Here is a 23,505-nt window from a genome sequence, read left to right on the forward strand (position 1 = left end):
CGGTCGGTGGCTGAAGCGGTCGGTCCCGTCACGCGGAGGCCTTACTGACGCTCCAGCCGCCGTCCACGAGCAGGCTCGATCCGGTGATGTAGGAGGCTTCGTCGGCGGCGAGGAAGGCGACGGCGGCGGCGACCTCCTCGGGGGTGCCGAAGCGGCGGGCCGCGGTCTCGGCGACGCTGAGCTCGCGCTCGGCCTGCGGGACCCGGTCCCAGGCGGCGGTCAGGATCGGACCCGGCAGTACGGCGTTGAAGCGGACCCCGGGGCCGTACTCGACGGCGAGCTGACCGCACAGCGACAGCAGCGCTCCCTTGCTCGCCGCGTACGCCGGGTGGCCGGGGATCCCCCGGTGGGCGTGGACGGAGGAGACGAGCACCACGGCCCCCTGGTGCTCGCGCAGGTCGGGCAGCGCCGCCCTGACTCCTAGGAAGGCGCCGGTGAGGTTGACCGAGAGCTGCCGTTCCCAGGAGGCGAGGCTGGTCTCGTGGGCCGGCGCGACCGCCACTGTGTACGCGTTGCTGACCAGGACGCCCACGGGCCCGAAGCTGTGGGCAGCGGTGATCACCCGCTGCCAGTCGTCCTCGCTCGCGACGTCGGCGGCGACGAACAGGGTCCGGGCACCGTCCTTGCGCAGCCGCTCGGCGGCTTCCTCGCCGCGTTCGGCGGCGATGTCGACCAGGACGACGGCCGCGCCCTCCGCGGCGAGGCGTGCCGCGGTGGCCGCGCCGATGCCCGACGCGGCGCCGGTGACGACGGCGACGCGGTTGGTGAAGCGGGCGGCTGGGTTCATGAGGTGGGTCGTCTCCTGTTCGAGAGGGAGGTGGGGTGCAGATGTGCGAGAGAGGGGGCGAATTCTTCCGTTGTCGTCACTGCCGGGCCAGCACGGTCAGCCCCGCGTCGTGTCCGGCGGTCCAGGCGAACGGCAGCCCCGAGTGGAGCAGGTACGCGCCGCTGTAGCGGGTGCCGGTCGCGGTGTCGGTGTAGCCGGCGTCCGGCCTCAGGCCGCGCAGTCGGAGCCGGGCGGCCCGGCCGGGCACCAGGGGCGCGCCGTCGAGCGGGCCGGTGTTCCAGGCCGTCACCACCAGGCGGGCGCCGCCCGGTTCCTCGTACTGGATGCCGCAGGTCGGGTCGGCGGGGCTGCCGAGCAGGCTCACCTCGCCGTGGTGGACGATGTCGCGGATCTCCTTGTAGCGGGCGATCCACTCGGTGGCCTCGGCCCGCTGCTGTGGCGTCCAGTGGCGTATGTCGGCGCCGATGCCCAGGACTCCGGCGATGGAGTTGACGAACCGGAAGGCGAGGGAGCGGCGGCGCGGGTCGAAGACGCCGGGGGCGTCGGTGACCCAGGAGCTCATGGTGTGCGGGGCGTGCGCGTGGAGGTAGCCGTACTGGATGCGCAGCCGGTCCATGGGCGCGGTGTTGTCGCTGGGCCACATCACGTCGGTGCGGGCGAGGGTGGCGTGCTCGACGCGGGCGCCGCCGCCTGCGCAGCCCTCGACGGTGACGTGTGGGTGGGCGGTGCGCAGGTGGTCCAGGACGCGCTGGTAGCCGGCGACGTGGGCGGCGTCGAGGTCCTGGAGCTCGGGGTCGGGACCGGCCGGGTGGCCGGGGCGGCCGCGCTCGGTGGGCGGCCGGTTCATGTCCCACTTGAGGTAGCTGATGGCGTACGAGCCGAGCAGCCGGTCGAGCGTGCCGATGACGAAGTCCTGGACGTCCTCGCGGCCGAGGTCGAGCAGGAGCTGGTTGCGTACGAGCGTCGCGGGCCGCCCCTCGATCCGGTACACCCACTCGGGATGTTCGGCGTAGAGCCTGGAGCGGGGGCTGATGCCCTCGGGCTCCACCCACAGGCCGAAGTCCATGCCGAGGGCGCGGACGTCCTCGACGAACCGCTCGAACCCGCCGGGGAATTCGGCCGGGTCCGGGTCCCAGTCGCCGAGGCCGCCGGTGTCGTCGGGGCGTCCGGTGAACCAGCCGTCGTCGACGACGAAGAGTTCGGCGCCCAGCTCCGCGGCCGTCTTGGCGAGCTCCAGCTGCCCGGCGGCGTCGACGTCGAAGCCGGTCGCCTCCCACGAGTTGTAGAGGACCTTGCGCGGCCGGTGGATGCGCTCGCCGGTGAGGTGCCGCTCGTAGCGGTGCCACACACGGGCCAGCCCGTCGAGCCCGTCCGGGCTGAAGGCGCAGGCCAGCCGGGGTGTGACGAGGGTGGCCCCGGGGGCGAGGCGGACCGCACCCTCATGGGGCACGCGGCCGGCTCGTACGCGTACGGCGCCGCCGGGCTCGGCGTCGGCGGTGATCCGCCAGTTGCCGGACCACTCCAGGGCGATGCCGTACGTGGGGGTGGCGCCTTCGGCGGGGGCGGCGGCGTCCTGGACCGCGAGCCAGGGGTGGTACGCATGCCCTGCCGAGCCCTGGGTGCTCTCCATCTCGAAGCGGCCGCGCTCCAGCTCGACGTGCTGCAGCTGGAACTCCTGCGACCACTGTCCGGCCAGGTACGTCAGCCGCGCACCGCCCTGGACGGGCACGTTGACGGCGGCGGAGTCGAAGCGCTCCAGGCGTACCTCGGTCTCGCCGGTGCAGGTCAGCTCCGTCCAGCGCAGCACGACGTCGGTGCCGGGCACCGTCTCGTAGCGGAGCGTCGTGCGCAGTCCGAGGACGTCGTCGGCGAACTCCAGGCGCAGTGCCCGGTCGCCGTCCTGCGTGGCGCCGGTGAACCGCCACCAGCTGCCGCGGTCGCCGCCGGGGCGGGAGGCGACCAGGTCGGCGCCGGTGAACGGCCGCAGCCCGTACGGGATGTACTCGGCCGGGGCGGCGTCGGCGGGGACGATGAAGTGGGTGCGCCGCGACCAGTCCATGGGCGACGGCCCGTCCTCGACGCCGTGCGGACCCCAGGCGGCGAGTTCGGCCCAGTGGTCGTCGCCGCCGAGGGTGACCGCGTAGGTGGTGGTGTCGGTGCGCAGCAGCCACCGGTCGTGCGGGGTCACTTGACGGCTCCGAGGTTCAGTCCGGCCACGAAGTAGCGCTGGAAGCGGAGAAAGACGGCCACCGTCGGGGCGGCGGCGATCACCGAGCCGGCCGCGATCACGTTCCACATGGACACGTACTGGCCCTGCAGTCCGATGAGGGAGGCGGTGATGGGCATCTGGGTGTCGGTGCGCAGCACGGTGATGGCCCACAGCAGGTCGTTGAAGATCCAGGTGAACGACAGGGCGGTCAGCGCGGCCAGCGCCGGGCGGGCCAGCGGCAGGATGATCCGCCAGTAGATCTGCCACGGGTTCGCGCCGTCGATGACGGCGGCCTGCTGGATCTCGCCGGGGATCGCCCGCATGAAGCCGTGCAGGACGAAGACGTAGAAGCCGACGCCGAAGCCGACCTGCACGCCGATCAGGGCGTACAGCTGGTCGTAGATGCCGAGCATTTCGCTGAGCTTGGAGACCGGGATCAGCAGGATCTGCGGGGGCAGCAGGTTGCCGCCGAGCATGAGCAGCAGCAGGACGCGCCGGAAGGGCAGGTCGTAGCGGCTGAGCGCGAAGGCCGCCATGGAGGCGAGGCCGAGCGAGAGCAGCACGGTGGGGATGGTGACCAGCATGCTGTTGATGAGGGCGCGCTGCTGGCCGCCGTCCACCCACGCCTGCCGGAAGCTGTCGAAGGTGAACGAGTGCGGCCAGCTGCCGACGCCGTGCGCTGCGATGTCGTCGAACGTCCGGGTGCTGGTGACCAGGACGAGGGCGATCGGCAGCAGCCACAGCGCGGACAGCAGGCCCGCGGAGAGGTGGAAGCCGGCGGTGCGCAGGGCGCGGCCGCTCGGGGCGGGGCGGCGGGGTGCCGCGACCTTGGCGGGCCCGGTCCGGCCCGCCGGGCCCTCGGCGTCCTTGAGGTCCGTGGTGGCGTGGGTGGCGGTCATGAGTCGGCCTCCCGGAAGGCGCGCACGAGGTAGCTCGCGATGACGCCGAAGGCCAGCACGAAGATGACGACGGCGAGTGCGGAGCCGTATCCCAGGCGCAGCGACTGGAACGCGGTGGAGTACATGTACGTGCTCAGCAGTTCGGAGGAGTGGTACGGGCCGCCGCGGGTGAGCGCCCACACCACGTCGAACGAGCGCAGCGAGTCGATGACGATCACCGAAAGGACGACCGCGTTGACGCTGCGCAGCTGCGGGAGGGTGATGTGCCGGAACTGCTGCAGGCGGGTGGCGCCGTCGACCTTCGCCGCCTCGTACAGCACGGGGTCGATGCCCTTGAGGCCGGCCAGGTACAGCACCATCACGTAGCCGACCTGGCGCCACAGCGCGGGCACGATCACCGCGTAGAAGGCGGTGTCCTGGTCGGCGAGCCAGGCGTGCTTCCAGCCACCCAGACCGATGGCTTGCAGCACGTTGTTGATCAGGCCGTCCGGCTGGTACATGGCCTGCCACACCAGCGCGGTCGCGACCAGTGAGAAGACCACGGGCAGGAAGAGCGCCGCCCGGTAGAACCCGATGCCGCGCCGCTCCTGCTGGAGCAGCAGTGCGGCACCGAGTCCGAGGGCGGCGGACAGCCCGCCGAAGAGCAGCAGCCACAGCACCGTGTTGATCGCGGCGGTGCGGAAGACCTCGTCGTGCACCATCTCGCTGAAGTTGCCGAGGCCGACGAACTTCGGGGCCGACAGACCGTCCCAAGAGGTCAGGGAGAGGTAGAAGCCCTGGAGGGCCGGCCAGAAGACCCAGAACGCCTCGGCGAGCAGCGGGACGAGGACGAAGGCCAGGACCACCGGGGGCACCCGCGTGGCCCTGGACCGTCGTGTGGAGCCGAGCAAAGCCATTGTCACTGGCTCCAGATCTTCTGTGCGCTGCGCTGCCACGTGGTGAGGATGGAGCCGATCTCCTTGGGCTTGGCCAGGTAGTGCACGAGCGCCGTGTCGGCGGTCGGCTGGAGCGCGTCGCTGGAGTCCCGGTTGAAGAACTGCGTCACGTCGGTGGCGCTCTCGATGAGTTTGCGGCCCTTGAGGACGAGCGGGGTGCCGGCGTCCTTGGCGTCCGGGTGCGTGGGCAGCGCGGTGCCGGAGGAGTTCCTGAGGTACAGCTCCTGCGCCTCGGCGGAGGCCAGGTAGCGCAGCAGCTCCTTGACGCCGTCGACGCGCTTGGTGCGGGCGCTGGCGAAGTAGCCGTCCGTGGGCGCCTCTTCGGCGACCGGCACCTTCGGGTCGATGATGGGGAACTGGAAGAAGTCCAGGTCGCCCAGGGCGTCCTTGGGGGCGGCGTCGGCGAAGAAGGTGCCGATGAGCATCATGCCGGTGCGGCCCTGGAGGAGGGCGGTGGTGGCGTCCTGGAAGGGGATGGCCGTGCCGTTGGGGTCGAAGAACGGGCGGGCCTCGTCCCACTTGTCGAAGACCTTGCGGACCTCGGGGTCGTCGAAGCGGTGCTTGCCCGCGAGGAGTTCGCGGTGGTACTTGGCGCCGTTGACGCGGATGTTGAGGTAGTCGAACCAGGTGGAGGCGACCCAGGGGGTGTCACCGCCGGCGCCGAGGCCGATCGGGGCGACGCCCTTGCTCTTGAGCTTGTCGCACAGGTCGAGGAACTCGTCCCACGTCTTGGGCTCCTTGACACCCCACTTGGCGAAGTTCGACTTCCGGTAGAACACGCCCCACCAGTAGTAGCTGGTGGGCACGAAGACCTTCTTGCCGCTGGAGGCCGAGGTGCACAGCTTCTTCAGCGCGTCGGAGTAGCCGGCGAGCTCGGGCTTCTCCCAGATGTCGTCGAGGCCGAGGAGCAGGTCCTTCTTGGCGTACGACTCGGCGACGGAGCCGGGGTACCAGGTGTAGGCGTCCGGCGGGTTGGCCGAGGTGAGGTAGGTCGGCAGCTGCGTGCGGAACGTCTCCGACGCGACCGTGTTGAGCTGGGCCCTGGCGTCGCCGCGCTTGTCGTAGGCGGCCACGACCGCCTGCATCGCGGTCTTGGCCTGCGGAGAGGAGAGGTTGGACTGCAGGGTCACCGGGCCGCCGGACTTTCCTCCGGAGGTGGACGGGGTCTGGGTGACGCAGCCGCTGAGCAGCGCGCCGGCGCCGACTGCGCCCGTTCCTACGAGGAATCTGCGGCGGGTGGCGTTGAAAACGGTCATCTGTGCACTCCCTAAGTGCCTGCGGAACAGAGTTGAGGCCCCCTGACGGCCCGGCTCCGCCTGCGGCAGGCACAGCCTGTCGCAGGGGTACGGACACCGTCAAGATTAATTACTAATTTATTTCTCGGAGGATGTGCCTCCGGGCCGAACAAGGCCCGGAGGCACATCAAAGCGAGCGCGCGGAGCTCAGAGCCCGGTCTGGTGGACGCGGCCGTCCACCCCGCGGTAGGCGGCCAGTACGCCGCCGTCCGGCCCGGCGACGGCACCGAGCGCGCCGTCGAAGGCACCGCTGACGAAGTCGGTCTCCTTGCTCCAGCCGGCCCAGCCGCCGTCGGCGGTCCACCTGCGCGTCCAGAGCGTGTAGTCCCCGGCCCGCGCGTACAGGTGGACGGTTCCGCCCGAGGCCACCAAGGTCGGGCTGCCACTGGTCGTGCCGCCGAGGGCGGTCCAGTCCGACCAGGTGCCGGAGGTGTCGCGGGTCCGCGACCACACCGAGTCGTCGGGGGTGCGCACGGCCACGTGCAGCCGCCCGGCGTCGTCGACGACGGCCGACGGACGTCCGTAGAACGGCCGGCCCTGCGGGGCGCCGAGCGAGGTCCAGCCGGAGGCCGGGCCGCGCGACCACACACTGCCGTCCGCACCGCGCACGAACAGGGTCCAGTCGTCCGGTCCCGCGAAGGCCGCGGTCGGCGCGTCCGTCAGCGTCCCGCCGAGGTTCTGCCAGCGCCCCCAGTGCCCGTTCGCGTACACGCGCTGGTAGGCGGTGTCGTCGGTGCCGCGCACGAAGACGTCGATCCGCCCCCCGGCCGAGGCGTACGCCGCGGGCTGACCCAGGATGCGGCCGCGCGTCGGGCCACCCAGATCGGTGGTCCGGGACGTGGCCCAGTCACCACCGCGCGCGCTCTGCGCGCGCAGCGCGCCGTCCGTGCCGCGGGTGAAGACGGTGAGCGTGTCACCGTCGCGCACCAGGGCCGGGCTCGCCGACGAGCGGCCGGGAAGCTGCGTGCCGGGGGCCTCGTCGGTGCCGGTCAGCTTGAGGAAGGCCGTGCCGTGCGCGGGGACGCGCACCGTGTACGAGCCGGTGAAGGTGCCGCGCGAGGCACGGGCCCGCAGGTCACGCACCGCGACCTTGCCCGCGAGGCCGGCGTCCGCGAAGGTCACCGTGCGGTCCTGCGCCTGGTCGGAACGGTTGAGCAGGACGACCGCCCGCTTGCCCGCGCCCTGCAGCACCTTGCTGTAGACGTCGCCGACCGAGTCGGTCGCCACGCGGGCGCCCTGGATGCCCAGAGGGTCCTGGTCGACGGCGATGATCTCGGGGTTGCGCAGGGTGTCGATCATGGACTGCGCCAGGGTGCGCGGGTCACTGCCGAGCATGAGCGGCGAGGCCATCTCGGCCCACATCACGAACTGAGTGGTGGACTCCTCCTCCGTCAGCTCGTAGCCACCCTCGGCGAGCTTGCGCATCGGGATCAGGTAGTCGGGGTCGTTCCAGTGCCCGGGCCCCTGCGCCTCGGGGTGCCAGGCGTTGGCATCCATGTTGCGCAGGATGTTCGGCCACTCCCCCGCGGTCGGGGTGCCCCAGGCGATGTCGGTGCCGGTGCGCCAGGAGTCGGCCGCCGTCGGACCGTAGACGAAGGTGTTGTGCGCGTCCTGTTCCGGGGTGTGCGGCATGCCCCAGTCGTCGGTGAGCGGGTTGCACAGATTGAGCAGCATCTTCCGCCCGGACTTGGCGACGGCGTCGCTGAACTCCTTGAAGGCCGGGCCCGGATCGAGCCCCGCGCCGATGCCGCAGAGGAAGTCCACCTTGATGGCGTCGACCTTCCACCCGGCGAACTGGCGGGCGTCCTGCTCATAGTGGCCGCGGCTGCCCAGGCCACACCACTTCCCGCCGTCGTACTCACCCGCGTCGGTGTAGATGCCGACCTTGAGGCCCCGCTTGTGAAGGTACGTCACCAGCGCGGGGATACCGGAGGGAAAGCGGGTGGCGTTGGCCACGAGTTGGCCCGTCTGCGGATCGCGCGGCTGGTCCGCCTGCCAACCGCCGTCCAGCCAGACGATGTTGTAACCGCTGTCGCGCAGCCCGCTGCTGACGAGGTGGTCGGCGACCTTCTTGACCTGGTCCTCCGTCGGGGCGCCGAGCCCGTAGTAGGTGTTCCATCCCATGTACGGCGTGGAGGCGAGACCGCTGTCGTAGTACTGCGGCGCGCCCTGGTCGTCCGCGGCGTGTGCCGCCGGCACCGCCGACCCGACCAGCACCACGGCACCGAGCACCACCGCTGTCCGCCGCGGTCGCGCCATCCCTGCACGATGCGAAGCCACTGAGTTCTCCCGAGAGTTGGGGGTACGAGGCACCCCGCTCCGGTCCTGCCTGGGCGTCGGTGCCACGGCGGAAACTGTGCCCAGGCCCCTCAGGCCTGTCAATATTAATTGCTAATTAACTTAAAAACGGGATCCCGCGGTGACGTAGGCACCGCCCCGGGACGGTTTCCCCAGGCTGCGGCGGTGCCCCACCCCCCGACTGCTGGCCGGCGGGGCGGGCGTGGAATTGTTTGGAACCCTCACGCGCTGATGAAGCCAGAGGGCATGGGATGCCGCCGGTGTGCGAGCCGAGCAGCCCGAGTGACCGAGGCGACAGACATTGGAGGGGCCGACATGGCAGCGCAGACGCAGAGGGCCGTACTGGCGGGCGGATGCTTCTGGGGGATGGAGGACCTGATCCGCCGGCTCCCGGGCGTGACAGCGACCCGGGTCGGATACACCGGGGGTGACGTGCCGAACGCGACGTACCGTAACCACGGCACCCACGCGGAGGCCATTGAGATCCTTTTCGACCCCGAGAAGACCGACTTCCGCGCGATCTTGGAGTTCTTCTTCCAGATCCACGACCCGAGCACCAAGAACCGCCAAGGCAACGACATCGGTCTCAGCTACCGCTCGGCGATCTACTACGTGGACGACGAGCAGAAGCGGATCGCCGAGGACACCATCGCGGACGTCGACGCCTCCGGACTGTGGCCGGGCAAGGTCGTCACCGAGGTCGAGCCGGTCGGCCCCTTCTGGGAGGCCGAGCCCGAGCACCAGGACTACCTGGAGCGTTACCCCGATGGCTACACCTGCCACTTCCCGCGCCCGGGATGGCGGCTGCCCGCCCGCGCGGAGGGCTGACGGCTCGGCGGACTGACCGTGTGGAGGGCTGACGCGGAGGGTTGACCGCGCGAGGCGGCAACCGGCTCATCCAGCGTGAGCAAGAACGACGAGTGCATCGGCGACCGGACCGGTCGCCGATGTCCGGGGAGCACGTCAAGGCATGGCGCGTCCGGGCGTTCGGGTCTGGTCGCCGGCCGGCCGCGTACCGCCGACCTGGTCAGGGGCGTGCATGCTGGCGAGCAGACGCAGGCGTTCTTCGGAGTCGCTGCCCGGCTGTGCGTGGTAGGTGACCAGTGTCTGCTCGCCAGTGCCCGGGACCAGCAGCTTTTCGTAGTGCAGTTCCAGAGGGCCGGCCTCGGGGTGATGAAGCAGGCTGATGCCGGTGGTCTTGTGCTTGACGTCCTGCCGGGCCCAGAGCGTACGGAAGCGCTCGCTGCGCAGGGAGAGCTCTCCGACGATCTCGACGAGGCGCGGGTCTTCGATGCCCGCGCCGACGACCGAGCGCAGATACGGGACGACCCGGGCGGTCATGTCTTCCCAGTCCTGATGGAGTTCCCGCATCTCCGGTTCCAGGAACGCGGCCAGGATGCCGTTGCGCCCCGGCGCGTTGAACGGTGAGAGCGCGACGGCGAGGCTGTTGGCGGCCAGGACGTCCATGTACGTGCCGTGGATGTACGCCGGGGTCAATGGCCAGGAGTCGATGAGCGTGCGCAGACCGTCACCGACCTGCTCCGGCCTGCGGGGCCGCTTGCGCCGCGGACTCTTGCGTGTGGCGATCTCCAGCAGGTACGTCGTCGCCTCCTCGTCCAGTCGCAGGGCGCGGGCGATGCTGCGCAGTACCTGCTCCGAGGGGTTCCTGTCGCGGCCCTGCTCCAAGCGGTTGTAGTAGTCGGAGCTGATGCCCGCGAGGAACGCGACCTCCTCGCGGCGCAGCCCCGGGACACGCCGGTTCCCCTGATCCCAGGCCTCGTCGGGCTGGACCAGTTCCCTGCGGGCACGCAGATACCGGCCCAGTGCGTTGGCGTCTCCGGCGGCTGTCATGTTTCCAGCGTACGAATGCGTTCCCGGTTCATGGGTGGCCCTGTCAGTCCCAGTCTCACCCCGTCCTGGTTCGCCCCACAGCCTTCGGCGCAGTATGACGGCGCAGTTTCGAACGACCGGAGGAACGCATCACATGTCCCAGCTCTTCACGACCCCGCTCGGCCGCGACAGCACCGCCTCGGAGGTGATCGAGGGCGTCGACCTGTCAGGCAGGCGGGCGATCGTCACGGGCGCGGGCTCGGGCCTCGGAGTCGAGACCGCCCGCGCTCTGGCGGCCAACGGTGCCGAGGTCACGCTCGCCGTCCGCCGTCCGGAAGCCGGCGAGCAGGTCGCTGCCGACCTGCGCAAGGCCACCGGGAACGACGCGATCCACGTCGCCCGCCTGGACGTGGCCGACCTGGAATCGGTGCGAGCGTTCACCGCCGGCTGGCAGGGTCCGCTGCACATCCTGATCAACAACGCCGGCATCATGATGCCGCCGGAGCTCGGGCGGGGCATCGGCGGCCACGAGCAGCAGTTCGCCACCAACTACCTGGGGCACTTCGCCCTGACCCTGGGGCTGCACCGCGCCCTCGCCGACGGCGACGGAGCGCGCCTGGTCTCGGTCTCCTCCAGCGGCCATCTCTTCTCTCCCGTCGTCTTCGACGACATCGACTTCCGCTTCCGCCCGTACGACGCGCTCATCGCCTACGGCCAGTCCAAGACCGCCGCCGTCCTCCTGGCCGTCGAGGCGCAGCGCCGCTGGTCCGGCGACGGCATCACGGCCAACTCCCTGCACCCGGGTGCGATCGCCACCAACCTCCAGCGGCACACCGGAGGCCTGCGGACCCCGGAGCCCTACCGCAAGACGATCGAGCAGGGCGCCGCGACCACCGTGTTCCTCGCCGCTTCCCCGCTGGTCGAAGGCGTCGGCGGCCGCTACTTCGAGGACGTCAACGAGGCCCCTCTCGTCCACGCACGCCCCACCCAGCTGGGCGTCCCCGGCGTGGCCCCCTACGCACTGGACCCTGCGAACGCCGAGCGCCTGTGGGAACTGGCGAGCGACATCGTCCGCTGACCTTCGCAGGTCAGGGGCCTGGTGTGACGCTGTCGGGGGTGCTCGTGCCGGTCGGGGGCGGCAGTCTGCTGTGCAGATCGTCTGGCAGGGCGGTTTCGGGGTCTTCCGCTCATCGTCGCCGGTGCCGCTCTTGCGATCCGGCTCATGACGGACCCTGACTCTGAAAGACGCTGGACCATATGCGAGCCAGGCGTGGCACGATCGCGCTGAGCCAGCAGGTGATCGACCTCGTGATCCGCCGCCGCCCCTCGCCCGAGGCGATGTTCGCACTGATCGCGGACTTCTTCGACGCTGGAGAAGCTGCGCCCAGCCATTGCCCGATGGGAACGAATCACGGGACGACCCGCATCAGCGCCGGCGGTCTGGATGCCGTGGGCGGAGCGGGCTTGACCCTGACGCTGGGTCAACCCTCCATCCTTCCGGCAGGAGCTTCCTCGCAGTCGCCTGGAACAGCTCCGCAAAGGAGGCAGGTGACCATGACAGCCCCATCGATCGCCGGTCCGGCGATTCGCGTGCAGGGTCTCGAGAAGTCGTACGGGAAGCTCGAAGTGCTGCGCGGCGTGGACTTCGACGTGGCGCGGGGCAACATCTTCGCCCTGCTCGGCTCCAACGGGTCGGGCAAGACCACGACCGTGAGGATCCTCGCCACGCTCCTCAAGGCCGACGCGGGGACGGCGAGCGTCAATGGCTTCGACATCGCCACCCAACCGGCGAACGCGCGGGAGTCCATCAGCCTCACCGGGCAGTTCGCGGCCGTCGACGAGATCCTCAGCGGTCGGGAGAACCTCGTACTCGTCGCCAGGCTGCGCCACCTCAAGGACCCGGGCGCGATCGCGGATGACCTGCTGAGGCGTTTCTCGCTGACCGAGGCGGGCGCGCGCAGAGTGTCGACGTATTCGGGTGGGATGCGCCGCCGGCTGGATATCGCGATGAGCCTCATCGGGAATTCGCCGGTGATCTTCCTGGACGAGCCGACGGCCGGGCTCGACCCCGAGGCGCGCATCGAGGTGTGGCATGCGGTCAAGGAGCTCGCCGGCTACGGAACGACGGTGCTGCTCACCACGCAGTACCTGGACGAGGCCGAGCAGTTGGCCGACCGGATCGCGATCCTCCACCAGGGTCGGATCATCGTGAACGGCACCCTCGCCGAGCTCAAGCGGCTCTTCCCGCCCGCCACGGTCGAGTACGTCGAGAAGCAGCCGACCCTCGAGGAGATCTTCCTCGCGATCATCGGCGGCGACGGCAAGAGCGACGCCACCGGCACGAACAACTAGGGGGCAAGGATGACCGCGTACTTCTTCGGCGACACCGCTGTTCTCACGGGGCGGACCCTGCGCCATGTCACACGCAGCATGGACACCATCATCACGACCGTCATCACGCCGGTCGCCATGATGCTGATGTTCGTCTACGTGTTCGGCGGCGCGATCGACACAGGGTCGGTTGCGTACGTGAACTACATGCTGCCCGGCATCCTGCTCATCACGATCGCGTCGGGCATCTCCTACACCGCGTACCGGCTGTTCACCGACATGAAGAGTGGGATCTTCGAGCGATTCCAGTCCATGCCGATCGCACGGTCGGGTGTGCTGTGGGCACATGTCTTCACCTCTCTGGCCGCCAACCTGATCTCGCTCGTGATCGTCGTGGGCGTCGCTCTGCTCATGGGCTTCCGCTCAGGGGCAGGAGTGCTGGCATGGCTCGCGGTCGCCGGCATCCTGCTCCTGTTCACCCTGGCGCTGACCTGGATCGCCGTGATCCCCGGGCTCTCCGCGGCGTCGGTCGAAGGCGCGGGCGCGTTCGCCTACCCGCTCATCTTCCTGCCGTTCATCAGCTCGGCGTTCGTGCCCACGGAGACCATGCCTGGCCCGGTGCGCTGGTTCGCCGAGCATCAGCCGGTGACGTCGATCGTCAACACGATCCGCGACCTGTTCGCCCGGCAGCCGGTCGGCGACGACATCTGGAGCGCACTCGCGTGGTGCGTCGGCATCCTCGTCGTCGCGTACGTCTTCGCGATGGTCACCTATCGCCGGAAGATCGCCTGAGGCAGGCTGAGACCCATGCTCACCATCAGCCAGCTTGCCGCGTACGCCGGGGTGACGGTGCGGGCGGTACGCCACTACCACCAGATCGGCCTGCTGCCGGAGCCCGCACGCGACCGGTCCGGGTACCGGACCTACGACGCTGCCGCGGTCGTGCGACTGATCCGGATCCGCAGCCTGGCAGACGCCGGCGTGCCGCTGGCCAGGGTGCAGGCACTCCTCGACGCCGGCCCGGAGGAGTTCGCCGATGGCGTCCAGGAGATCGACAAGGACCTGCGTGCCGAGATCCGGCGGCTGCAGGGCACGCGCAGACGGCTCGCCCGGCTCGCGGCCGGAGAGCACCTGGCGCTCCCCCCGAGCGTCGTGGACTACCTTGACCGGCTGCGCGGTCTCGGTGTCGAGGAGCGGTACATCGAACTGGAGCGGGATGCCTGGATCATGATCGCCGCCCAGGTGCCACACCTGATCGACGCCGTGATCGCCAAGAAGCACGAGCAGTTGGACGACCCCGACATGGTGAGGCTCTACAGCTTTCTCAGAGGAGCGCTCGACTGGCCGGCCGACGATCCGCGGGTCGTCGAGGTCGCCGACATCCTGGAGCGCCTCAGGATTCGCGCCGTGGAGGCCGGCGAGGTGGGTGCCGACGGCTTCGACGACCAGTTCGTCGACCTGCTGGACTCAACCATGGTCGAGTCCTCACCGGGTGCCGAGCGGGTGTTGGCGATCCTGGAGGAGCGTGGCTGGAGGGGCTGGACCCGCATCGAGCGGGTGCCTGCCGACAGGCTCAACACTGAGCTGCCGCCACCTTGAAGGCAGGTCAGTGACCTGGTGTGACGCTGTTCGGGGGTGCTCGTGCCGGCCGGGGCGGCAGTCTGCCGTGCAGATCGCCTGGCAGGGCGCTGTCCGAGGCCCCTGCCCCTGCCCTGGCATCCACGCCTGGCATCAGTGGTGGCGGACTCCCGGCGACCTTCGGCCAATGGCCAGAAACAGGCAGGCCGGCAGTTTCTCCCGTGGCGTGACGCGCACCACTCAACTCACCTCGGGGTCGGGACTACGGGTAACTAGCCGGTCGGACGATTGCCTGATTCTTCCCCTCGGGAGAGGAAGGTCCACGCGCATAGGGTCACAGCGGAGCAACAGCATCCGTTTCCCCTCAGAAATCCACGTAGCCAGCACGAGGGGCGATCTGATTGGCTCTCACCGCTGTTATCGCTTCGCCCATTCAGCAAGAATCTTCTTTTCAGCGGCCGCAGCCACCCTGGGCATACTCGGCCTGACTGCTCCGCAGGTCGCAGCGGCCGACCGGCCGATTCCCAGCATTTCGGCCAAGGCCGACAAGAACGCCAGGGCAATTGCAGCGGAGAATCCCGCTGCAGTCGTAGCAGCCGCAACTGTCTGCGGTACGGGATACAATCTCTACAAGGCCGAGCAGTTGCCCGACGCCTCGCGCCTGGGGACCCTCTTCGTCTACGTCAAGGGATCCAACCCCGCGAGTAATGACGCTCCTACGTGCGCCATCTTCGATAACAACACGAGTGGCGCGAAGTGGATGAAGCTCAAGCTCTGCTCGAACTGCACGGCAGAGGGCTGTGCGAGTGACGAGGGCAACTTCAGCCAGTACGCAGGACCTGTCTACCGCGCCCACGGCGGTTGCGGCACGGTCACCGCACTGATGAAGAACACCTCAAGCTCAAGCACATACCTCGTCAACGCCGTTCGAGACTCGACGAACTGCAACTAGGCAGCGCCGCACGAGCCGCAAGCCCGGGGCTCCATGCTGTCTCACGGAATGGAATCCCGGGCGCACTCCTGGTCTCAGTTGAGCTCTTCGCCTTTCAGTGGGGCCTTTGAGAGGCAATCAGAGGCTGCTCCGCCATAGAACGCGCCCAGTGGACGTATAGGGGTGCGCTGCCCCGCGCTCGCGCCTGAACACCGGCTGATCAAGGCACCGTTGAGGTCCGTCTCCCTCCGGCTGATCGACGATTGACGACGCACATAAGTCGCCCTCGCATGCGCGCCCAACTGCAAGAACGACGCCACGGTCAACGCCAAGTTGTTCACCGGCAGCGGCAAGCCGACGGCCATCGCCTCGGGCAGACTCGGCCATCTCGACCGCACGCAGGGTGAGGTGGGCAAGATCTTCCTCACCGGCCACCCCACGGGCACCCCCGCGACCGCGGGAACCGGCGTCAACGCCCAGGCCGACACCGATGTCTCCTCCCACGGCCGCCTCACAGTCGACCCGGTCTCATCTCTGGTACGCGCCGGCCTGGCTCACGTCAAGGCAGTGCGCTCACGCAGAGCGTGCGGCAGGAAGCCGTCGACGGCTCAGGGAACAACCCCTCTCCGGCCCTTGGTACGACCACCGCGACGCACCCCAACTGACGCGCACCGCTGCGACCGCTGGTGCACCGTGTCCCGCAACGACATCAACGCACAAGCGCTGCAGCCGGTTCGGTCGTGAAGACGATTTCCTCGCCAACTCCGGCATCCCGGCAGCGGTCTGGGCCGGAGGTCCAGGAGCGCGGGGCACACAGTTCCTGGTCCAGTCCACCGTCCGCGTGCCCGCGCCGACCTGCGTCATCAGGGAGACGACGACCTGGGTGTTCCCAGGCGGCGCCAGGGCGTGTCCGATGGGTCGCATTCGATTCAGACATCCAACGGCCGTCTTGGCATGCCGCCCATTGGCGCTTCGTCAGTCCGCTAGTGTGCGGCCATGTTGCAGACGAGATTCACCGATATGTTTGGGCTTGCTCATCCGGTGATGTCGGCCCCCATGGCTCTGCACAGCGGCGGAACACTCGCTGCCGCGGTCTCCGCCGCCGGCGGCCTCGGCTGTTTCGGGGGTACGCATCCCTGGAAGGGACCCGACTGGATCCGTGCGGAGATCGCGACCATCCGTGCCACGACGGACCGGCCGTTCGCAGTCGGGTTCATCACGCCGTTCCTCCCTTTCACCGAGGCGCTGTTCGACGCCACGCTGGAGGAGCGGCCGGCAGTCGTCGCATTGTCGTTCGCCGATCCCCAGCCGTGGCTTGCCCGGGCCAAGGACGCGGGAGCCCGGGTGATGTGCCAGGTCCAGAACTACGAGGACGCCGAGGCGGCGGTTGCCGCGGGGGCCGATGTCCTCGTGGCGCAGGGCAACGAGGCCGGCGGTCACACCGGGACGATGGGTCTGCTGCCGTTCCTGACCGGGATCGTGCGCAGGTACCCCGATGTCCCGGTGCTGGCCGCAGGCGGCATTGGCGACGGCCGAACGCTCGCGGCCGTCCTCACCGCCGGCGCGGACGGTGCCTGGCTGGGCACGGCGTTCCTTGCCACACCCGAGGCGGTCGAGGTGCACGACATCCACAAGCGCCTGATCGTCGAGAGCGACGGCGGCGACACCGTATGGACACGGGCCTACGACATCGTGTCAGGACTGCCGTGGCCGACCGGTATCGGTGAACGCGTCCGCCGCAACCGGTTCACCGACGAGTGGGCGGAGCGCGAATCAACCCTGCGGGACCGCGCGGAGGAATTGAGGCCTGAGGAAGCCGCCAACCCCTTCGGGGCCCCGCCCGACCCCGACACGGGTGAGATCATCTACGGCCAGTCGGCGTCCTTCGTCGATGGCGTACGCCCGGCCGCCGACGTGGTCCGCGCGATCAGCGACGAGGCCGAAGCGATCCTGGTTTCGCGGCCTCGCTCGCTACTCGGCCGACCGACAACCTGATCGGCGTGGCAGCCGGCCCCGACGGAAACGGCCGCACACGCCCGTGCCGTGTGGCACTGACACCAAGGGTCACGGTGCCGTGGCAGACACAGGCCCGCCTGCCAGAGCGCGTGGCCACGCGAACGCGTTCCAGGACCGCGATCATCTGCGAAACGATCCCCCTGTCGCCGGTCAGGGCTGGATGTTCTCCAGGTCCTCCAGGAGGCGTGGGTGCTTCGGCTCCCAGCCGAGTGCCTGGCGGGTGTGGGTGCTGGAGGAGGGCTGGTCGGTCGCGAAGATCGGGCCGAGAGGACCGTAGGTCTCCGACGGGACCGACTCGACCGGCAGGCCCAGCCGTCGGCCGATGACCGCGGCGATGTCCCGCACCTTGTCTCCCTCGTCGGCCACGGCATGCCAGGAGGTACCGGCCGGCGCCTGCTCCAGGGCGAGGCGGAAGAGGACTGCCGCGTCGAGCGCGTGCACGGCCGGCCAACGCTGTGCGCCGTCGCCCGGGTAGCCGGACACTCCGGTCTGGCGTGCGATGCCGGTCAGCAGACCGGCGAACCCTCCCGTGCCCTGGTAGTGAACCGTGCGTGGCATGCGTACGGCCGTGCTCCGGACTCCGCGCGAGGCCAAGCCCAGAACCGCCGTGACCGCGCGACCGCGACCACCCACCGGCCCGTCGGTCGGCAGCGGGTCGGCCTCGGTGGAGACGCGGCCCGGCACATAGGGCGTACCCGAGACGGTGACGAAGGGGCGGTCGCTGCCGACGAGTTCCTCGCCGAGGGTCGCGAGGGCGGCACTTTCCTCGGCGACCGCCTTCGCGAGGGCGTCGGGGCTGCTGAAGTCGTTGGCGAATGCCAGGTGGATCACCCCGTCGGCCTGAGCGACGCCGGCGCGAAGGATGTCCAGATCGGCGAGACCTCCCCGGAGCGGTTCGGCGCCGGTCGCCTCGGCGACCAGCGCGGACGCGTCGGAACGGGCGAGCGCGAGGACGGTGTGGCCGTTGCCGAGCAGTTCGGCGACGACGGCGGAACCGATCAGACCGGTGCCGCCGGTGACAAAGACGCGCATGAAACTCTCCCCCAAGTGATGGGACTCTTGTCCCATCACCATAGCAGGGTGATGGGACAAGAGTCCCATCACGTACGATGGCCCCATGGGTCGATGGGAACCAGGCGCACGCGAACGCCTCGTCATGGCCGCCGTCGACCTGTTCACCGAGCAGGGGTACGACGCCACGACGGTCGCGCAGATCGCCGAGCGCGCAGGAGTCACCAAAAGCACCTTCTTCCGGCACTTCCCCGACAAGCGCGAGCTGCTGGTGGCCGGACAGGAGACGCTGAGCCGACTACTGGCCGAGGGGATCGCCGAGGCGCCCGGTGATGCCAGCCCGCTCGAGGCGGTCGCCGCCGGTCTTGAGCGCGCCTCGAGCGCGATGGGCCCCATGAATCGCGAGCTCGCCCCGCGCCTGAAGGCGGCCGTCGCCGCCAGCGCCGAGCTTCAAGAACGTGACGCCCTCAAGAGCGTCAGCCTCGCGGCCGCGATGACAGTCGCTCTGGTCGCCCGCGGCGTACCCGATCCGACCGCGGCTCTCGCGGGCGAGCTGGGCGTCCTCGCGTTCAAACGGGGGTACGCCGAATGGTCCGAGGGCGACCGCGACGCCAAGGACGGGCTCGCCGAGTACACCCTGGCGGCCCTGGACGAGTTGCGTGCGGCGAGCGCATCGCTGGGCTGACCGGACAAACCTCACCGTCGTTCACAGAACTGCGGTCACAGCCGTTTTCCAGAGTCCTCATCAGTTTCCGGAGCCGGGTGGTCTCGTCGCGGATTCAGGACCCGGGCTTGGCCTTTCGGGCATGCTGTGCGGTCTTCAGGTTTCCGGCAGGAAGCGGTTCTCGAGGGCCGTGCGGCGAGTGGCGGCGTCTGTCGCTGCATGGTTGATCGGGATGACGGCCGACGTCCAGACGCAGGACGTGCTCATCTCCGCTGCGATCTTCTCCCGGTCCACATACAGCTCGCGTGCCTCAGGGGCGAGGACGATCCAGCGGGTGAGGTCGGTTCGCGGTAGGGCACGGCCGAGGCCGCCTCACGGCTGGACCGTTGGACCCGACAGCCACGGCTTCGACGGCGGCAAGCTCATCAATGGCATGCCTCGGGGCGTCGCCGCGCTTTCAGGCCGGCTCTACCGCGGCCCGGCGCGGTGGCTGTGCCCCTCCCGAGGGACTCAGCGGGCCCACCGGCTCCCCTGCGTCTCGTCGAGCGGCCCTGGACGGCGTCAACGGACGAGCAGTTCACGAACGCGGCAAGGATGCGGGGGCAACTCGCCCGTGGCACCGTTCGGCTCAGTTGTCCGCCGTATCCGCGGTGCCGGTCGAGAACGGGGGCTTGGGCGTCTGCCGCACGGCGCGCAGCGCGAGGGAGAGTTCGGTGATGCCGCGCGGATCGGTGAGGGAGCGGCCCGTACGCTCGGCGATGCGGCGCAGGCGCAGGCGCACCGTGTTGGGATGAACGTACAGACGCTTGGCGGCCTCCTCGGCCGATCCACCGGGTCGAACCAGGCGTCCAGCGTGTCCAACAGCAACTCACAATCGCCGGCCGGCAGGGCCTCGATCGGGCCGAGGACGGTGGTGGCGACGCGGGCCATGACGTCGGGGGCGCCGGCTGACGCGACCGCAACCGGGGAGTCGTCGAAGACGGTCACGGCGCCGCTCTCCGCGTCGCCGCCGCGCATGGCGACCTTGGCGAAGCGCAGGGCTTCCCCCGTGCGGCACAGGTCGTCGTAGGAGGGGCTCACCCCAACCCGCTGCTTCGTGTGCTGGCGCAGCACCTCGGCGAGGTCGTTCAGGTCCCGCGGGGTACGCAGGTACACGATGCCCAGCTGCATATCGGGGCGCAGCCGCCAGGCGGACCGAATTCCCTGCCGACTCAGGAGGGCCGCAGCCTCCGGCAGGGCCTGTCGACCGATGTGCGGTACCTCTGCGGCGACCACGGTGAACGGGCCCTTGCGCGGCACGCCCAGAACCTCCGCCGCGGACCACGCGGCGTCGGCGTCCATGCTCCTGCCTTCCAGTAGCGCCTCCACCAGCGCCGAACGCTCATGCTCATGGGCGACGAGCCGCTCGGCCACCGCGTCGTGGTAGCCAGAGACCATGGCCTCGGTGATGCCGTCCTGGAGCACCCACATCGCCGAGGCCGCCGCGACCAGCATGTCGCTCCCCACCTCGGGGTTCGTGGTGGCTTCGGCGAGTACTGCCTCCCAGAAGTACTTCACACCGATGCGGTAGGCCGTCATCACGGCGGGAAGCGGCACATTCTGCAGAGCGCGGCGGCGGCCGATACGGGCCGCGGCCTCGGTGTCCACGGGTACCTGTCCGGTCAGCGTCCGGAGCGCGTTGCCAAGGTGGGTCCGGCAAGCCGCCTCCAGCTCTTCCGCGGGCACCACGTCGTAGTGGTAGTCGCGCGAGCCGGCGCGGATCCGCGCCGCCATCTCCTTCGCCAGCTGCCCGACGCGTTCGAGCAACACGGTCGCCAGGGCGTTGATCTCCTTCTCGACCAAGGTCTTCTCCGGCTCACCGATCAGGAGTCTTCCCTCTACAGTACCGCCGGAGCGTCGGTTCGCACCGTGCCCGAGTCACCTGACACCGCCGCGGGCCGACGACGACCGGAAGCCGTTGGACCAGTCGGCGGGGCTTCGACGCATGGCCCAGGCCAGGTCGAAGGCCAGACGCCAGAACCAGCAGGGACCCAAGTCAACACGGTGATGGCCAGCGGTGGAATGACGGCACGTCAGAACGGCGAGTACACGGACCAACTCGGCGTGCCGTAACGATGAGCATGCGGACCAACTAGTGTCCTGCGCCAGTAGTTGATCGTTAGAAGTTGCGTGACTTCTACTGCTGGTGCGTCAGCTCCTCGTCGGGGCCCGAAGCTGGAACCGTTGCTGCTGTCTGATGACGAGCGGGCGGTGTTGGAGCGGTGGACGCGTCGGGCTACATCGGCCCAGGCGCTGGCCCTGCGCGCGCGGATCGTGCTGGCGTGCGCGGGCCCGGAGGTGCCGCCGATCGTCGCGGTCGCCCGGGAACTGCGGGTGACCGCGGACACCGTCCGCAAGTGGCGCCGACGCTTCCTCGCCGAGCGGCTGGACGGGCTGGCGGACGAGCCCCGGCCGGGCCGGCCGCCCACCATCAGCGTCGATCAGGTGGAAGCGGTGGTGGTCACCACGCTGGAACAGCTCCCGAAGAACGCCACCCACTGGTCGCGGACATCGATGGCGCAGCACAGTGGTCTGTCGAAGTCGACCGTGGGCCGGATCTGGCGGCAGTTCCAGCTCAAGCCGCATCTGGCGGACACCTTCAAGCTGTCGACGGACCCGTTGTTCGTGGAGAAGGTCTACGACGTCGTGGGCTTGTACTTCAACCCGCCCGAGGGTGCGGTGGTGCTGTCGGTGGACGAGAAGTCGCAGATCCAGGCACTGGACCGGTCCCAGCCGGTGCTGCCGATAATGCCGGGCATGCCCGAGCGGCGTACGCACGACTATGTGCGCAACGGCCTGACCACGTTGTTCGCCGCGTTCGATGTCGCCACGGGTGAAGTCATCACTGCCCTGCACCGCCGGCACCGGGCCGTGGAGTTCAAGAAGTTCCTGATCCGGATCGACAAGGAGGTGCCCGCGCACTTGCAGGTCCACCTGATCGTGGACAATTACGGCACCCACAAGACACCCGCGATCAAGGCTTGGCTGGCCAAACACCCGCGGTTCGAGCTGCACTTCACCCCGACCGGCTCGTCCTGGATCAACCAGGTCGAGCGGTGGTTCGGCTACCTCGCCCACCAGATGATCCGCCGCGGCGCACACAAAAACATCCAGGCCCTGGAAGCCGACATCCGGGCATGGGTCAAGGACTGGAACGAAGCCCCCAAGCCGTTCGTCTGGACCAAGACGGCCGAAGAAATCCTCGACTCCCTCGCCCGCTTCTGCCGACGGATCTCTGGCGCAGGACACTAGTAGGACTCCGTTAGGTTGCTCTGGTTCTTGGGTTTGGGCTGGTGGTGGCTGTTCTGGGCAGGGGGCGGTGGCAGGTGGGGCAGGTGCCGGTCCAGCAGTTCAGCAGGTCTTGGATGGCGTCGAGGATCTGGTAGAGGGTGAGTCCGCTGTATCGGCTTTTGGGGCCAGGCGCTGTTCGGTGAGGAACGCGTGGGCGGCGGTGACCAGGGTGACATGGTGATGCCACCCCGCCCAGGAACGGCCCTCGAAGTGGTCCAGGCCGAGGCCGTGCTTGAGTTCCCGGTAGTCGTGTTCGATGCGCCAGCGGATCTTGGCCAGACGGACCAGTTCTGCCACTGGGGTGCCGGCGGGCAGGTTGGACAGCCAGTAGCCGGTGGGTGCTTCGGCACCTTCGGGCCATTCGGCCAGGAGCGTCACTTCGGGCAGGACACCGTTCCAGCAGCCCGCCTGCGCGGTGGCGGCGGCCCGGGCCAGACGGCGGGCCCTGACCCCAGCCGGCCGCACCCGCACTGCCAGGAAGTGCGAGCGCATCGGCCCGCGGGAACCGTCACGCCAGGTGACCTCGGTGAACGCCTGCCGCCCCTGGCCGGCCGCGAGCGCGACCACCGGGGACGGCTTGTCCCGGTAGCGGGGCTGCGGCTTGCGGCCGTGGCCCGACCACGGCGGCGTGAGGGGCTCGGTGCCGTGCGGGTGGACGGTCACGTCCGAACGGACCGCCACGACATAGCCGATGCCCCGCTCGCTCAGGCCGGCCCGGAAGTCGGCGTTCTGCCCGTAACCGGCATCGGCCACCACCACCGGCGGCACCAGACCCCACCCGGCCAGCTCGTCGATGGTGTCCAGGGCCAGGCGCCACTTCTCCCGGTGCCCGACCCCCTGCGGCATCCCGGTCTTCTTCCGCCGTGCGGCATCGTGCGCCCACTCCTCGGGCACGAACAACCGCCACTGCAGCGGACAGGACGCGGTGTCGGAGACCGCGTGCACGCTCACCGCGACCTGGCAGTTGGCCTGCTTGCCCAAAGCGCCGCAGTACTGGGGCGCGACCGCCACCGACATCTTCCCGTCCTTGGGAAACGACACGTCGTCGACCGCCCACGCGTCCGGGCCGATCTGCGGCACCATCCGCTCAGCGATCCGCCGCCGCACAGGCACCGGATCCCAGGTCGACTGGTTCACGAACTGCTGCAGGTTCTGCTCGTTGCCGTCCGGCAGCCGCTCCGCCATGGCCTGGATGGACTTGCGCCGCCCGTCCAGCATCAGTCCGCGCAGATAGCAGTCACCCTTCGCCCGCTGATCCTTGCGCGGCACCGACGCGAACACATCAGCCACGAATAACGCCAACTTCGCCCGAGCACGGTTCACTTCATGTGCGTCCACACCCCCACCATGCCCTCAAACAGGACCGCGAGACAGACCTAACGGAGTCCTAC

General features: G+C 69.5%; 20 protein-coding genes. 10 read left to right on the top strand and 10 right to left on the bottom strand.

Annotated features, from left to right (window positions below):
• Nucleotides 1–28 precede the first annotated feature (28 nt).
• From OG798_RS03995 to OG798_RS04020, 6 genes are all read right to left on the bottom strand, one after another.
• Nucleotides 29–787, bottom strand: coding sequence for an SDR family NAD(P)-dependent oxidoreductase (locus OG798_RS03995; RefSeq protein WP_328756275.1), 759 nt, complete (start codon nucleotides 785–787; stop codon nucleotides 29–31).
• Between the two features lie 76 nt (nucleotides 788–863).
• Nucleotides 864–2,975: an alpha-galactosidase gene (locus OG798_RS04000; protein ID WP_328756277.1), complete on the bottom strand. Its 2,112-nt coding sequence runs from the start codon at nucleotides 2,973–2,975 to the stop codon at nucleotides 864–866.
• The gene (locus OG798_RS04005; RefSeq protein ID WP_261687960.1) at nucleotides 2,972–3,895 is read right to left on the bottom strand and encodes a carbohydrate ABC transporter permease; all 924 of its coding nucleotides are present in this window, start codon (nucleotides 3,893–3,895) and stop codon (nucleotides 2,972–2,974) included. The genes OG798_RS04000 and OG798_RS04005 overlap by 4 nt, the downstream gene beginning before the upstream one ends.
• The gene (locus OG798_RS04010) at nucleotides 3,892–4,791 is read right to left on the bottom strand and encodes a carbohydrate ABC transporter permease (protein ID WP_095857033.1); all 900 of its coding nucleotides are present in this window, start codon (nucleotides 4,789–4,791) and stop codon (nucleotides 3,892–3,894) included. Before OG798_RS04010 ends, OG798_RS04005 begins: the two co-directional genes overlap by 4 nt.
• Before the next feature lie 2 nt (nucleotides 4,792–4,793).
• On the bottom strand, nucleotides 4,794–6,086 hold the full coding sequence (locus OG798_RS04015) for an ABC transporter substrate-binding protein (protein ID WP_267060413.1): 1,293 nt from the start codon (nucleotides 6,084–6,086) through the stop codon (nucleotides 4,794–4,796).
• Between the two features lie 186 nt (nucleotides 6,087–6,272).
• On the bottom strand, nucleotides 6,273–8,384 hold the full coding sequence (locus OG798_RS04020; RefSeq protein ID WP_121417768.1) for a glycoside hydrolase family 27 protein: 2,112 nt from the start codon (nucleotides 8,382–8,384) through the stop codon (nucleotides 6,273–6,275).
• Nucleotides 8,385–8,738: 354 nt separating this feature from the next.
• Between OG798_RS04020 and msrA the strand changes: the two genes are divergently transcribed.
• Nucleotides 8,739–9,251 carry a peptide-methionine (S)-S-oxide reductase MsrA gene (gene msrA, locus OG798_RS04025; protein WP_075029982.1) on the top strand — a complete coding sequence of 171 codons (513 nt, stop codon included), beginning with the start codon at nucleotides 8,739–8,741 and terminating at the stop codon, nucleotides 9,249–9,251.
• A gap of 135 nt (nucleotides 9,252–9,386) precedes the next feature.
• Here msrA and OG798_RS04030 read toward each other — a convergent pair whose 3' ends face one another.
• A complete protein-coding gene (locus OG798_RS04030) occupies nucleotides 9,387–10,274 on the bottom strand; it encodes a helix-turn-helix transcriptional regulator (RefSeq protein WP_328756281.1) in 888 nt (295 codons plus the stop codon).
• 133 nt (nucleotides 10,275–10,407) lie between these two features.
• On the opposite strand from OG798_RS04030, the gene OG798_RS04035 reads away from it, so the two are divergent.
• The 7 genes from OG798_RS04035 to OG798_RS04070 all read left to right on the top strand — a co-directional run bounded on the left by OG798_RS04035 (nucleotide 10,408) and on the right by OG798_RS04070 (nucleotide 17,088).
• Nucleotides 10,408–11,331 (top strand): SDR family NAD(P)-dependent oxidoreductase, encoded by a 924-nt coding sequence (locus OG798_RS04035; RefSeq protein ID WP_328756283.1) that lies wholly within the window; start codon nucleotides 10,408–10,410, stop codon nucleotides 11,329–11,331.
• 476 nt (nucleotides 11,332–11,807) lie between these two features.
• A complete protein-coding gene (locus tag OG798_RS04040; protein WP_095857028.1) occupies nucleotides 11,808–12,605 on the top strand; it encodes an ABC transporter ATP-binding protein in 798 nt (265 codons plus the stop codon).
• 9 nt (nucleotides 12,606–12,614) lie between these two features.
• Entirely contained in the window at nucleotides 12,615–13,376 is a 762-nt protein-coding gene (locus OG798_RS04045) for an ABC transporter permease (protein ID WP_267060416.1), read from the top strand.
• Between the two features lie 15 nt (nucleotides 13,377–13,391).
• A complete protein-coding gene (locus tag OG798_RS04050; protein ID WP_328756287.1) occupies nucleotides 13,392–14,183 on the top strand; it encodes a MerR family transcriptional regulator in 792 nt (263 codons plus the stop codon).
• 166 nt (nucleotides 14,184–14,349) lie between these two features.
• The gene (locus tag OG798_RS04055; RefSeq protein WP_328756289.1) at nucleotides 14,350–15,114 is read left to right on the top strand and encodes a hypothetical protein; all 765 of its coding nucleotides are present in this window, start codon (nucleotides 14,350–14,352) and stop codon (nucleotides 15,112–15,114) included.
• 312 nt (nucleotides 15,115–15,426) lie between these two features.
• A complete protein-coding gene (locus OG798_RS04060; protein WP_328760224.1) occupies nucleotides 15,427–15,837 on the top strand; it encodes a hypothetical protein in 411 nt (136 codons plus the stop codon).
• Between the two features lie 252 nt (nucleotides 15,838–16,089).
• Entirely contained in the window at nucleotides 16,090–17,088 is a 999-nt protein-coding gene (locus OG798_RS04070) for an NAD(P)H-dependent flavin oxidoreductase (protein ID WP_121417760.1), read from the top strand.
• 171 nt (nucleotides 17,089–17,259) lie between these two features.
• Here the strand turns inward: OG798_RS04070 and OG798_RS04075 are convergent, their stop codons facing one another.
• Nucleotides 17,260–18,141 carry an SDR family oxidoreductase gene (locus OG798_RS04075; protein ID WP_328756291.1) on the bottom strand — a complete coding sequence of 294 codons (882 nt, stop codon included), beginning with the start codon at nucleotides 18,139–18,141 and terminating at the stop codon, nucleotides 17,260–17,262.
• An 85-nt stretch (nucleotides 18,142–18,226) separates the two neighbouring features.
• Between OG798_RS04075 and OG798_RS04080 the strand changes: the two genes are divergently transcribed.
• On the top strand, nucleotides 18,227–18,805 hold the full coding sequence (locus OG798_RS04080; RefSeq protein WP_095857021.1) for a TetR/AcrR family transcriptional regulator: 579 nt from the start codon (nucleotides 18,227–18,229) through the stop codon (nucleotides 18,803–18,805).
• A 540-nt stretch (nucleotides 18,806–19,345) separates the two neighbouring features.
• Here OG798_RS04080 and OG798_RS56400 read toward each other — a convergent pair.
• Nucleotides 19,346–20,626, bottom strand: coding sequence for a PucR family transcriptional regulator (locus OG798_RS56400; protein ID WP_443053706.1), 1,281 nt, complete (start codon nucleotides 20,624–20,626; stop codon nucleotides 19,346–19,348).
• Nucleotides 20,627–20,953: 327 nt separating this feature from the next.
• On the opposite strand from OG798_RS56400, the gene OG798_RS04095 reads away from it, so the two are divergent.
• Nucleotides 20,954–22,075, top strand: coding sequence for an IS630 family transposase (locus OG798_RS04095; protein ID WP_438948367.1), 1,122 nt, complete (start codon nucleotides 20,954–20,956; stop codon nucleotides 22,073–22,075).
• Between the two features lie 99 nt (nucleotides 22,076–22,174).
• On the opposite strand, the gene OG798_RS04100 is transcribed toward OG798_RS04095, so the two are convergent.
• On the bottom strand, nucleotides 22,175–23,452 hold the full coding sequence (locus OG798_RS04100; RefSeq protein ID WP_328756293.1) for an IS701 family transposase: 1,278 nt from the start codon (nucleotides 23,450–23,452) through the stop codon (nucleotides 22,175–22,177).
• Between the last annotated feature and the right edge of the window lie 53 nt (nucleotides 23,453–23,505).

It is taken from the genome of Streptomyces sp. NBC_00271 (genome assembly GCF_036178845.1).
Classification (GTDB): domain Bacteria; phylum Actinomycetota; class Actinomycetes; order Streptomycetales; family Streptomycetaceae; genus Streptomyces.